The 12353-nt window shown below is 54.2% G+C and carries 8 protein-coding genes; 4 read left to right on the top strand and 4 right to left on the bottom strand.

What is annotated here, in order from left to right:
• Window positions 1-4: 4 nt before the first annotated feature.
• The 3 genes from DD597_RS06250 to aroP form a co-directional block, all read right to left on the bottom strand.
• Window positions 5-955 carry a family 43 glycosylhydrolase gene (locus DD597_RS06250; RefSeq protein ID WP_129256020.1) on the bottom strand — a complete coding sequence of 317 codons (951 nt, stop codon included), beginning with the start codon at window positions 953-955 and terminating at the stop codon, window positions 5-7.
• Between the two features lie 10 nt (window positions 956-965).
• Complete coding sequence (locus DD597_RS06245; RefSeq protein WP_023315402.1) at window positions 966-2363, bottom strand: glycoside-pentoside-hexuronide (GPH):cation symporter; 1398 nt, start codon at window positions 2361-2363, stop codon at window positions 966-968.
• 164 nt (window positions 2364-2527) lie between these two features.
• Entirely contained in the window at window positions 2528-3898 is a 1371-nt protein-coding gene (gene aroP / locus DD597_RS06240; RefSeq protein WP_003856317.1) for an aromatic amino acid transporter AroP, read from the bottom strand.
• Window positions 3899-4435: 537 nt separating this feature from the next.
• On the opposite strand from aroP, the gene pdhR reads away from it, so the two are divergent.
• The 4 genes from pdhR (at window position 4436) to lpdA (ending at window position 11500) form a co-directional block, all read left to right on the top strand.
• Window positions 4436-5200 carry a pyruvate dehydrogenase complex transcriptional repressor PdhR gene (gene pdhR, locus DD597_RS06235; protein ID WP_023315403.1) on the top strand — a complete coding sequence of 255 codons (765 nt, stop codon included), beginning with the start codon at window positions 4436-4438 and terminating at the stop codon, window positions 5198-5200.
• A gap of 123 nt (window positions 5201-5323) precedes the next feature.
• Window positions 5324-7987, top strand: coding sequence for a pyruvate dehydrogenase (acetyl-transferring), homodimeric type (aceE, locus tag DD597_RS06230; protein ID WP_003856315.1), 2664 nt, complete (start codon window positions 5324-5326; stop codon window positions 7985-7987).
• Between the two features lie 14 nt (window positions 7988-8001).
• Window positions 8002-9900 (top strand): pyruvate dehydrogenase complex dihydrolipoyllysine-residue acetyltransferase, encoded by a 1899-nt coding sequence (gene aceF / locus DD597_RS06225; RefSeq protein ID WP_129256019.1) that lies wholly within the window; start codon window positions 8002-8004, stop codon window positions 9898-9900.
• A gap of 175 nt (window positions 9901-10075) precedes the next feature.
• Window positions 10076-11500: a dihydrolipoyl dehydrogenase gene (gene lpdA, locus DD597_RS06220; protein ID WP_003856313.1), complete on the top strand. Its 1425-nt coding sequence runs from the start codon at window positions 10076-10078 to the stop codon at window positions 11498-11500.
• 52 nt (window positions 11501-11552) lie between these two features.
• Here lpdA and DD597_RS06215 read toward each other — a convergent pair whose 3' ends face one another.
• Window positions 11553-12344 (bottom strand): DUF2950 family protein, encoded by a 792-nt coding sequence (locus DD597_RS06215; RefSeq protein ID WP_058656387.1) that lies wholly within the window; start codon window positions 12342-12344, stop codon window positions 11553-11555.
• Between the last annotated feature and the right edge of the window lie 9 nt (window positions 12345-12353).

Genomic DNA, 12353 nt, shown 5'->3' with positions numbered 1-12353 from the left:
GCCGTTACGGTGTATCTGCGGGCGGGATGCCGAATTCAGGCATCCCGTTTTCGTTCCAGCGGATGAGTTTCAGGCGAGTATGGCGATTGGGATCGTAAAGCGGATCGCCTTCAATTTCAGTGTAGTTTCGCGCGTGGTAGACCAGCACATCTTCGCCTTCCGGCGTCTGCGTAAAGCTGTTATGGCCTGGCCCATACTGACGGTTTTCGTAGCTGGTGACGAACACCGGGCGCGGGGATTTATGCCAGTTAGCCGGGTTTTGCGGATCGGCATTCAGGTCTGCCCACAGTAATCCCATGCAGTAGTTCTCGTCGGTGGCGCTGGCGGAATAGCTGATAAACAGCTTATCGCCATGGAACAGCACCGCCGGGCCTTCATTGACCCAGAACCCGCGGCACTCCCAGTCATATTCCCGTTTACTGAGCATCACCGGCTCGCCTTTCAGCGTCCACGGATTTTCCATTTCACACAGGTAAAGATTCGAGTTACCGGAAATATCCGGGGCTTTTTGCGCCCATAGATACCAGCGTTTACCCTGATGAACAAAGGTGGTGGCATCCAGCGCGAAGGTGTCAAACGGGGTTTTGATTTGCCCTTTTTCTACCCACGTACCGGTGAGCGGATCGCGATCTGCGCATTCAATGGCAAACATGCGATGCTGGAACATCCCGAGATGATCGAGCGCCTGGGTATGCGTGGCGGCAAAATAGATGTACCAACTGCCGTCGATATGATGCAGTTCCGGTGCCCAGATCAGCTGGCTCATCGGGCCGGTGTCGGGCTTGCGCCAGACAACCACCTCTTCGGCATCGCGTAAACCTTCCAGCGAGTCCGCGCGGCGGATCGCCAGCCGATCGTACTCCGGTACGGAGGCGATAAAGTAATATTGCCCATCGTGACGCAGGATATACGGGTCGGCGCGTTGTTCAATAAACGGGTTTGGCCAGGTTTGCATTCGGCTTTCCTTATTTAGTCTCAGCGGCTTTGAGTTCCTGATAATCGTTCAGCTCGCGATAGTTGGTGCGACGCTTTTCCAGATCGGACTGGATCTGCTTCATGGTCTCACGGTCCACTTTCAGCAGACGTACTACGCCCGCGGTAATTAAGTATCCAATGCCAGGAATGACGGTAAAGAGCAGCACGATCCCGTTGATGGCATCCGCGCTCTGCGCTTTTGCGCCCGCATCGTAGCCGTACCAGGAGAGCAGGAAACCGACCATTGCCCCGGCAATCGCCAGACCCAGTTTCAGGAAGAAGATGTTGCCGGAGAAGCTGATCCCGGTGATACGTTTCCCGGTTTTCCATTCACCGTAGTCGTCCACGTCGGCCATCAGGGACCAGTGCAGCGGGGATGGGATCTGGTGCAGGATGTTCAGCAGGACGTAAAGCACAACAATGGTTGTCGTCGCTTTCGGGTCGAAGAAGTAGAAGGCGCAGGAGAAAATCGCAAGCGCGATGTTGGTCCAGAAGAAGACCTTCAGCTTACACCAGCGGTCGGTCAGCACTTTCGCCAGCATACTGCCGAACATCATGCCGATCACGCCCAGGCTGATAAACAGCGTGGCGAAATGGGTGCTTTGCCCCATGACCCAGGTAACGTAATACATGGTGGCCGCCATGCGGATAAAGCCAGGGCAGACGTTGCACAGGGTTAACAGCAGGATCCGCACCCACTGGTCGTTCTTCCACACGTCTTTCAGGTCGTTTTTAAGTTCGTCATGGGTTTGCACCGCCGGACGCACGCGCTCGCGCACCGTGGCGAAGCAGAACAGGAACATGCAGGTACCAATCAGCGCCAGCACGGTCATCGCCATCTGGTAGCCTTTGGCTTTGTTATCCCCACCGAACCAGTCGGCCATTGGCAGGAGCGTTAGCGACAGCAGCAGCGTGGCGATACCAACCATAACAAAACGGTAGGACTGGCAGGCAACGCGCTCTTTCGGGTCGTTGGTGATCACGCCGCCGAGCGAGCAGTACGGAATATTGATGGCGGTATAGGTCAGCGACAGCAGGAAGTAGGTGACAAAGGCATAGATAACTTTGCTGTTATAGCTCCACTCTGGCGTGGTGAACATCAGAATGCTGAACAGCGCATAGGGGAAGGCAATCCACAGCAGCCATGGACGAAACCGGCCATATTTGCTGCGGGTACGGTCAGCAATCGCGCCCATGATCGGGTCCGTTACGGCATCAATGACGCGCACGGACAGGAGTAAAACGCCAACCAGTGCAGGAGCCAGACCAAAAATATCCGTATAAAAATAGTTAACAAATAACATGATGGCGCCAAAGATAATGTTGCATCCGGCGTCACCCATGCCATAGCCGATCTTTTCTTTTACTGACAGTTTGTTGTTATTCATCGACAGCTCTCCGGGTTTCGGTATGGAGAGAATTATTCGCTGGCAAACGAATATATGCGTTGCAATATAAAGGCGGTGATATGGAGGATTTTGCTGTTGGCGCGAATTTGTGAGGAAGGTAACAAGACGCTGTACCCGCAACCGCGAGTACAGCGAGAAAACATTTAGTGCGCTTTCACCGTTTTGGCATTTTTCTGTTTCACCATATAACCCACGCCGAGGATCGCAATCCAGACCGGGATCAGGTAGACGGAAATCGCCATGCCTGGGGTGATGAGCATGATGACCAGTACAGCTGCCATGAACAGCAGGCAAACCCAGTTCCCCAGCGGATAGAGCAGGGCAGGGAAGCGCGTGGTTACGCCCTGCTGCTGCTTGGCGCGGCGGAACTTGATGTGCGCGAGGCTAATCATTGCCCAGTTAATCACCAGGGCGGAAACCACCAGCGCCATCAGCAGACCGAAGGCTGATTCCGGGGCCAGGTAGTTAATCAGCACGCACAGCGCCGTCACGACCGCCGACACGATGATGGTATTAACCGGTACGCCACGCTTATCAACGGTGAGCAGCGCTTTCGGTGCGTTGCCCTGTTGCGCCAGGCCGAACAGCATACGGCTGTTGCAGTAAACGCAGCTGTTATAAACGGAGAGCGCAGCGGTCAGCACCACGACGTTGAGCGCGTTCGCCACGAAGGTATCGCCCAGCTCGTGGAAGATGAGCACAAACGGGCTGGTATCCGCCGTGACGCGCGTCCATGGCAGCAGCGAGAGCAGCACCGCCAGGGAGCCCACATAGAAGATCAGGATGCGGTAGATAACCTGATTTGTGGCTTTCGGGATGCTCTGTTCCGGGTTGTCGGCTTCCGCGGCGGTGATGCCCACCAGCTCCAGACCGCCGAAGGAGAACATAATGATCGCCATCATCATCACCAGGCCGGTCATGCCGTGAGGCAAGAACCCGCCTTGCTCCCAAAGGTTGCGCACGGTGGCCTGCGGGCCGCCGTTGCCGCTGAACAGCAGCCAGCCGCCGAAGATGATCATCGCTACAACGGCAATCACTTTGATGATGGCAAACCAGAACTCCATCTCACCGAACACTTTTACGTTGGTGAGGTTAATGGCGTTAATCAGGACGAAGAAGGCCGCCGCAGACGCCCAGGTAGGGATCTCCGGGTACCAGAACTGAATGTATTTCCCGACGGCGGTCAGCTCGGCCATGGCAACCAGAACGTACAGAACCCAGTAGTTCCAGCCCGAGGCGAAACCTGCGAAGCTGCCCCAGTATTTATAGGCGAAGTGGCTGAATGAGCCTGCGACCGGCTCCTCAACAACCATTTCCCCTAACTGACGCATAATCAGAAATGCAATGAAACCCGCTATCGCGTACCCCAAAATAATGCCCGGACCGGCCGACTGGATAACCGATGCACTGCCCAGAAACAGGCCAGTACCAATAGCACCGCCCAGGGCGATGAGCTGTATATGGCGGTTTTTAAGGCCGCGCTTTAGCTGATCGCCATGCTGTTGAGCTTCCATTTGAAACCTCGTGTGTGGTTGTTATGTTCACGCTGTGCGTGTGTAATTATGAAAGTCCATATTCTGTATTTATTTCTTTACGGTTAACGATACCGAAAAAAGCGGAGATGGCTTCCGTTAGCGCCAGAATAGTGGTAAGCGCTAGCGAATGCACCTGCTTTATGAAGGGGCGATGACGACTTGAATAAAAAGAAACCAATTGTAAATCGGTACGTTAACCCCTCATACCCCAACCTATAGAATAGAAATGCGTCAGAAGAGGGCGAATTTTCATTTTTTGCCTTGTTGAATCGCTTCAGATTGCAAAAACCCTCGTTTCATTATGGTTAAAACTGCCTCTTTGGTAGTAACCATTTCATTTGTGCAAAGTTACATTCCTGAAACGTTAGTTCTGTAAGGTTGTTAAAATGTGCCGGGTTTACTGATTTCAATCAAAACCAATATGGACAGAAGGTGAATACTTTGTTACTTTAGCGATACGAACATGAAATTGGTAAGACCAATTGACTCCGGGCAAAAAGGCGTAAGACAGGGAATATGGCCTACAGCAAAATTCGCCAACCAAAACTTTCCGATGTGATTGAGCAGCAGCTGGAGTTTTTAATTCTCGAAGGGACACTGCGCCCGGGCGAGAAGCTCCCGCCAGAACGCGAGCTGGCAAAACAGTTCGACGTTTCACGTCCCTCTCTGCGTGAGGCGATTCAACGTCTCGAAGCAAAGGGCCTGTTGCTCCGTCGCCAGGGTGGCGGAACCTTTGTGCAAAACAGCCTGTGGCAGAGCTTCAGCGACCCGCTGGTAGAACTTCTCTCTGACCACCCAGAATCCCAGTTTGATCTGCTTGAGACCCGTCACGCGCTGGAAGGTATCGCGGCCTATTACGCCGCCCTTCGCAGCACTGATGAAGACCGCATACGTATTCGCGAGCTGCATCAGGCCATTGAACGGGCACAGCAGTCCGGCGATTTAGACGCCGAGTCCAGCGCCGTCGTCCAGTATCAAATTGCCGTCACCGAAGCGGCGCACAACGTGGTGCTCCTCCATCTGCTACGCTGCATGGAGCCGATGCTGGCCCAGAACGTTCGTCAGAATTTTGAATTGTTGTATGCCCGTCGGGAGATGCTCCCGCTGGTAAGCAACCATCGCACCCGAGTATTCGAGGCGATAATGGCCGGGGAACCGGAGCAGGCGCGCGAAGCGTCGCACCGCCATCTGGCTTTCATTGAGGAAATCTTGCTGGACCGCAGCCGTGAACAATCGCGTCGCGAACGTTCATTACGCCGCATACAGCAACGAAAGGATTAAGCGCCAGGTACTTTTAGAGCGCGGCAACTAAACGCAGAACCTGTCTTATTGTGTTTTCTGGCGAAAATACAATGGGACAGGTTCCAGACAAATCAACGTATTAGATAGATAAGGAATACCCCCATGTCAGAACGTCTCCAAAATGACGTGGATCCGATCGAAACTCGCGACTGGCTACAGGCGATCGAATCGGTCATCCGTGAAGAAGGTGTTGAGCGCGCTCAGTATCTGATTGATCAGCTGCTTTCTGAAGCACGCAAAGGCGGCGTGAAAGTGGCTTCAGGTGCAGGGGCTAGCAACTACGTAAACACGATTGCCGTCGAAGACGAACCGGAATACCCGGGCAATCTGGATCTGGAACGCCGTATCCGTTCTGCTATCCGCTGGAACGCCATCATGACCGTTCTGCGCGCATCTAAGAAAGACCTGGAACTGGGTGGCCACATGGCGTCCTTCCAGTCTTCTGCGACCATTTACGAAGTGTGCTTCAACCACTTCTTCCGTGCAGCTAACGAGAAAGACGGCGGCGATCTGGTGTACTTCCAGGGCCACATCTCTCCGGGCATCTATGCACGTGCCTTCCTGGAAGGTCGTCTGACTGAAGAGCAGATGAACAACTTCCGTCAGGAAGTTCACGGTAAGGGTCTGTCTTCTTACCCGCACCCTAAACTGATGCCTGAGTTCTGGCAGTTCCCGACCGTATCTATGGGTCTGGGTCCAATCGGTGCGATCTATCAGGCTAAATTCCTGAAGTACCTGGAACACCGTGGTCTGAAAGACACCTCTGAGCAGACCGTTTACGCCTTCCTGGGCGACGGTGAAATGGATGAGCCAGAATCTAAAGGCGCGATCACCATCGCGACCCGTGAGAAGCTGGACAACCTGTGCTTCATCATCAACTGTAACCTGCAACGTCTGGATGGTCCGGTAACCGGTAACGGCAAGATCATCAACGAACTGGAAGGCATCTTCGCAGGTGCTGGCTGGAACGTGATCAAAGTGATGTGGGGCGGTCGTTGGGATGAACTGCTGCGTAAAGACACCAGCGGTAAACTGATCCAGCTGATGAACGAAACCGTTGACGGCGACTACCAGACCTTCAAATCCAAAGACGGTGCCTACGTTCGTGAGCACTTCTTCGGCAAATATCCTGAAACCGCAGCCCTGGTTGCAGACTGGACTGACGAGCAGATCTGGGCGCTGAACCGCGGTGGTCACGATCCGAAGAAAGTTTACGCTGCACTGAAAAAAGCGCGTGAAACCAAAGGTAAAGCGACTGTGATCCTGGCCCACACCATCAAAGGTTACGGCATGGGTGATACCGCAGAAGGTAAGAACATCGCTCACCAGGTTAAGAAAATGAACATGGACGGCGTGCGTTATATCCGCGACCGTTTCAACGTTCCAGTGACCGATGAGCAGGTAGAAAAACTGTCTTACATCACCTTCCCGGAAGGGTCTGAAGAACACAAGTACCTGCACGAACGTCGTCAGGCGCTGAAAGGCTACCTGCCTGCTCGTCAGCCTAACTTCACCGAGAAGCTGGAACTGCCAGCGCTGGAAGATTTCTCTCAGCTGCTGGAAGAGCAGAACAAAGAGATCTCTACCACTATCGCTTTCGTTCGTGCCCTGAACGTGATGCTGAAGAACAAGTCGATCAAAGATCGTCTGGTTCCAATCATCGCCGACGAAGCGCGTACTTTCGGTATGGAAGGTCTGTTCCGTCAGATCGGTATCTACAGCCCGAACGGCCAGCAGTACACCCCGCAGGACCGTGAGCAGGTTGCATACTACAAAGAAGACGAGAAAGGCCAGATCCTTCAGGAAGGTATCAACGAACTGGGTGCAGGCGCATCCTGGCTGGCCGCTGCGACCTCTTACAGCACCAACAACCTGCCGATGATCCCGTTCTACATTTACTACTCCATGTTCGGGTTCCAGCGTATCGGTGACCTGTGCTGGCAGGCAGGCGACCAGCAGGCTCGCGGCTTCCTGATCGGTGGTACTTCCGGTCGTACGACCCTGAACGGTGAAGGTCTACAGCACGAAGATGGTCATAGCCACATTCAGTCTCTGACTATCCCTAACTGTATCTCTTACGATCCGTCTTACGCGTACGAAGTGGCAGTCATCATGCATGACGGCTTGCAGCGCATGTACGGTGAAGCGCAAGAGAATATTTACTACTACATCACCACCCTGAACGAAAACTACCACATGCCGGCAATGCCAGCAGGTGCCGAGGAAGGTATCCGTAAAGGTATCTACAAACTCGAAACCATCGAAGGTAGCAAAGGTAAAGTTCAGCTGCTGGGCTCCGGTTCTATCCTGCGTCACGTTCGTGAAGCAGCGCAGATCCTGGCGAAAGACTACGGTGTGGGTTCCGATGTGTACTCTGTTACCTCCTTCACTGAACTGGCGCGTGATGGCCAGGATTGTGAGCGCTGGAACATGCTGCACCCAATGGAAACCCCACGCGTTCCGTACATCGCTCAGGTGATGAACGACGCGCCAGCGGTGGCGTCTACTGACTATATGAAACTGTTCGCTGAGCAGGTTCGTACTTACGTTCCAGCTGATGATTATCGCGTACTGGGTACTGACGGCTTCGGTCGTTCTGACAGCCGCGAAAACCTGCGTCACCACTTCGAAGTTGATGCTTCCTACGTGGTTGTAGCAGCACTGGGCGAACTGGCTAAACGTGGCGAAATCGATAAGAAAGTGGTTGCAGACGCAATTACTAAATTCAACATCGATGCAGATAAAGTTAACCCGCGTCTGGCGTAAGAGGTAAAAGAATAATGGCTATCGAAATCAATGTACCGGACATCGGGGCTGATGAAGTTGAAATCACCGAGATCCTGGTCAAAGTGGGCGACAAAGTTGAAGCTGAACAGTCGCTGATCACCGTAGAAGGCGACAAAGCTTCTATGGAAGTCCCGTCTCCTCAGGCTGGCATCGTTAAAGAGATCAAAGTCTCTGTTGGCGATAAAACCGAGACTGGCAAACTGATCATGATTTTCGATTCCGCCGACGGTGCAGCAGCTGCTGCACCTGCGCAGGAAGAGAAGAAAGAAGCCGCTCCTGCTGCTGCTCCAGCGGCGGCCGCGGCAGCGAAAGAAGTGAACGTGCCTGACATCGGCGGTGACGAAGTTGAAGTCACTGAAATCCTGGTGAAAGTGGGCGATACCGTTGCGGCTGAGCAGTCACTGATCACCGTAGAAGGCGATAAAGCCTCTATGGAAGTACCAGCGCCATTCGCCGGTACCGTTAAAGAGATCAAGATCAACACCGGTGACAAAGTGTCTACGGGTTCCCTGATCATGATTTTCGAAGTGGCGGGCTCTGAAGGCGCTGCGGCTCCAGCGAAAGCGGAAGCTGCTCCGGCTCCGGCTGCTGCACCAGCGGCTGCTGGCGGCGTGAAAGACGTTAACGTACCAGACATCGGCGGTGACGAAGTTGAAGTGACCGAAGTGATGGTGAAAGTGGGCGACAAAGTTGCCGCTGAACAGTCACTGATCACCGTTGAAGGCGACAAAGCTTCCATGGAAGTGCCTGCGCCGTTCGCGGGTACCGTTAAAGAGATCAAAATCAGCACCGGCGACAAAGTCTCTACCGGCTCTCTGATCATGGTCTTCGAAGTGGAAGGCGCTGCACCTGCCGCCGCTCCTGCTGCTGCGGCTGCTCCGGCACCGGCTGCTGCACCGGCTCAGGCTGCTAAATCGGCTGCTGCCCCTGCTGCTAAAGCAGAAAAATCTGAGTTCGCTGAAAACGACGCTTATGTCCACGCGACTCCGCTGATCCGTCGCCTGGCGCGCGAATTCGGCGTGAACCTGGCGAAAGTGAAGGGCACCGGCCGTAAAGGTCGTATCCTGCGCGAAGACGTTCAGGCTTACGTGAAAGACGCGGTGAAACGCGCCGAAGCTGCACCTGCGGCAGCCGCTGGCGGCGGTATCCCGGGCATGCTGCCATGGCCGAAAGTGGACTTCAGCAAGTTCGGCGAAATCGAAGAAGTGGAACTGGGCCGTATCCAGAAAATCTCCGGTGCTAACCTGAGCCGTAACTGGGTGATGATCCCGCACGTTACCCACTTCGATAAGACCGATATCACCGATCTGGAAGCGTTCCGTAAACAGCAGAACGCCGAAGCTGAGAAGCGTAAGCTGGACGTGAAGTTCACCCCAGTGGTCTTCATCATGAAAGCGGTTGCGGCGGCGCTGGAACAGATGCCACGCTTCAACAGCTCCCTGTCCGAAGACGGCCAGAAGCTGACGCTGAAGAAATACATCAACATCGGTGTTGCGGTTGATACGCCAAATGGTCTGGTTGTTCCGGTCTTCAAAGACGTGAACAAGAAGAGCGTCACAGAGCTGTCCCGTGAACTGACCACCATCTCCAAGAAAGCGCGTGATGGTAAGCTGACTGCCGGCGAAATGCAGGGCGGCTGCTTCACCATCTCCAGCATCGGCGGCCTGGGTACCACCCACTTCGCGCCGATTGTGAACGCGCCGGAAGTGGCTATCCTCGGTGTGTCCAAGTCCGCGATGGAGCCAGTGTGGAATGGCAAAGAGTTCGTACCGCGTCTGATGATGCCAATCTCTCTGTCCTTCGACCACCGCGTGATCGACGGGGCTGATGGTGCGCGTTTCATCACCATCATTAACAACATGCTGAGCGACATTCGCCGCCTGGTGATGTAATCGAAAAGCCGGCCAATCGGCCGGCTTTTTTCTGATAATCTCATGGGGTTTTTGAGGTTATTGGTGAAAGCGATAATTCGTGAGCCGTTTGTTGTTTCAAAATTGTTAACAATTTTGTAAAATACGGGCGGATAGAACGACCCGGTGGACGACGGGTATACATTAAGAGGTCATGATGAGCACAGAAATCAAAACTCAGGTCGTAGTACTTGGGGCAGGCCCGGCAGGTTACTCCGCAGCATTTCGCGCCGCGGATTTAGGTCTGGAAACCGTCATCGTAGAACGTTACAGCACCCTCGGCGGTGTTTGTCTGAACGTCGGCTGTATCCCTTCTAAAGCGCTGCTGCACGTAGCGAAAGTTATCGAAGAAGCCAAAGCGCTGGCTGAACACGGTATCGTCTTCGGCGAGCCGAAGACCGACATCGACAAAATTCGTACCTGGAAAGAGAAAGTTATCACTCAGCTGACCGGCGGTCTGGCGGGTATGGCCAAAGGCCGTAAAGTGAAAGTGGTAAACGGTCTGGGTAAATTCACCGGTGCGAACACCCTGGAAGTGGAAGGTGAAAACGGTAAAACCGTGATTAACTTCGACAACGCGATCATCGCGGCAGGCTCTCGCCCAATCGAACTGCCATTCATTCCACATGAAGATCCACGCGTGTGGGATTCCACCGATGCGCTGGAGTTGAAAACCGTTCCTAAGCGTCTGCTGGTTATGGGCGGCGGTATCATCGGTCTGGAAATGGGTACCGTGTACCATGCGCTGGGTTCAGAGATCGACGTGGTTGAAATGTTCGACCAGGTTATCCCGGCTGCCGACAAAGACATCGTTAAAGTCTTCACCAAACGCATCAGTAAGAAATTCAACCTGATGCTGGAAACCAAAGTGACTGCCGTTGAAGCGAAAGAAGACGGTATTTACGTTTCCATGGAAGGCAAAAAAGCCCCATCCGAACCACAGCGTTACGACGCCGTACTGGTGGCTATCGGCCGTGTGCCGAACGGTAAAAACCTCGACGCGGGCAAAGCTGGCGTGGAAGTGGACGACCGTGGCTTCATCCGCGTTGACAAACAGCTGCGCACTAACGTGCCGCACATCTTTGCTATCGGCGATATCGTCGGTCAGCCAATGCTGGCGCACAAAGGTGTTCACGAAGGTCACGTTGCCGCTGAAGTTATCGCCGGCATGAAGCACTACTTCGATCCGAAAGTGATCCCATCTATCGCCTACACCGAGCCAGAAGTTGCATGGGTTGGTCTGACTGAGAAAGAAGCGAAAGAGAAAGGCATCAGCTACGAAACCGCCACCTTCCCGTGGGCTGCTTCTGGCCGTGCTATCGCGTCCGACTGCGCAGACGGTATGACCAAACTGATCTTCGACAAAGAAACTCACCGTGTAATCGGTGGTGCGATTGTCGGTACCAACGGCGGCGAGCTGCTGGGTGAAATCGGTCTGGCTATCGAAATGGGCTGTGACGCGGAAGACATCGCGCTGACCATCCACGCTCACCCGACTCTGCACGAGTCCGTGGGCCTGGCGGCAGAAGTGTTTGAAGGTAGCATCACCGACCTGCCAAACGCGAAAGCGAAGAAGAAATAAGTTTCTTCAGATGAAAAAAGCGGCCTCAGGCCGCTTTTTTTATGCACTGCGTTCAGGGGGTGACAGGCTGCCAGGTTTTATCCGGGTGGTATGCAGCGAGCGCCTGCGCTTTCTGCGCCGAATTGTTGCCGAGATTTGCCTGATAAACCTTGTCTTCCTGGTTAACGACAAAGCTCATTACCCCCGTCTGACCATAGCTTACGGGCCAGGCAACCATCGCAAAGCCATTTTTATCCGACAGAATGCGGAACCGATAGCCGTGATAGCCCATACCAGGCTCCGGCGGGCTAAAGGCGGGACCCAGCGGGCTTGGCGCTTCGCCCGGCGAGATGGGCCAGTACAGGCCGTCTTTTAGCCCTGGCGTGCTGACAATCTTCTGCGCATAGCGGTGGTTCATGGCGTAGTAGCTCCGCTGTGCGTCGACGTAGGCGTGCAGCGCTTCGATAGCCGCGAGTTCGTTGCGGCCGATTTCGCGGGTCAGGATCTCATCAGCCGCTTTCTGCATATCAAATTGCCAGCCCTCTTTTTTCTTCACTACCGGTATGGGGAGTTGCCAGCCGTTATCGCCAACTGACAGATGGGCAATATCGCCGCTGATTTCGGTACGATGGTTTATCTTCCAGTCACGCAGGAATCGAGCCACCGCCTCCGGATCAACCCCTTCAGGTGGCAGATAGTCGCGCCAGTTATCCCCCAGCAGGTCGGCCATCGCGCTCTCATTCTGCTCGCTGATGGCCTTCGTCAGGGCATTGGCCGCCTGCTCAGGTGTGGAGAAAGATTGCTGGGCGAAGGCGAAGGTGGATACCATCAACAACAGCATTCCACCGATCGGTTTCATGTTCATAGCGGCTCC

The sequence above is a fragment of the Enterobacter cloacae complex sp. 677-3DZ2D5B genome, assembly GCF_004136695.1.
Classification (GTDB): Bacteria; Pseudomonadota; Gammaproteobacteria; order Enterobacterales; family Enterobacteriaceae; genus Enterobacter; species Enterobacter hormaechei_C.
The sequence above is the reverse complement of the archived record's forward strand: the minus strand, read 5'-3'. Positions and strand labels throughout refer to the sequence as shown.

Coding starts and splice junctions, on each gene's coding strand:
- DD597_RS06250 (WP_129256020.1), bottom strand. CDS start 955: ATGCAAACCTGGCCAAACCCGTTTATTGAACAACGCGCCGACCCGTAT.
- DD597_RS06245 (WP_023315402.1), bottom strand. CDS start 2,363: ATGAATAACAACAAACTGTCAGTAAAAGAAAAGATCGGCTATGGCATG.
- aroP (WP_003856317.1), bottom strand. CDS start 3,898: ATGGAAGCTCAACAGCATGGCGATCAGCTAAAGCGCGGCCTTAAAAAC.
- pdhR (WP_023315403.1), top strand. CDS start 4,436: ATGGCCTACAGCAAAATTCGCCAACCAAAACTTTCCGATGTGATTGAG.
- aceE (WP_003856315.1), top strand. CDS start 5,324: ATGTCAGAACGTCTCCAAAATGACGTGGATCCGATCGAAACTCGCGAC.
- aceF (WP_129256019.1), top strand. CDS start 8,002: ATGGCTATCGAAATCAATGTACCGGACATCGGGGCTGATGAAGTTGAA.
- lpdA (WP_003856313.1), top strand. CDS start 10,076: ATGAGCACAGAAATCAAAACTCAGGTCGTAGTACTTGGGGCAGGCCCG.
- DD597_RS06215 (WP_058656387.1), bottom strand. CDS start 12,344: ATGAACATGAAACCGATCGGTGGAATGCTGTTGTTGATGGTATCCACC.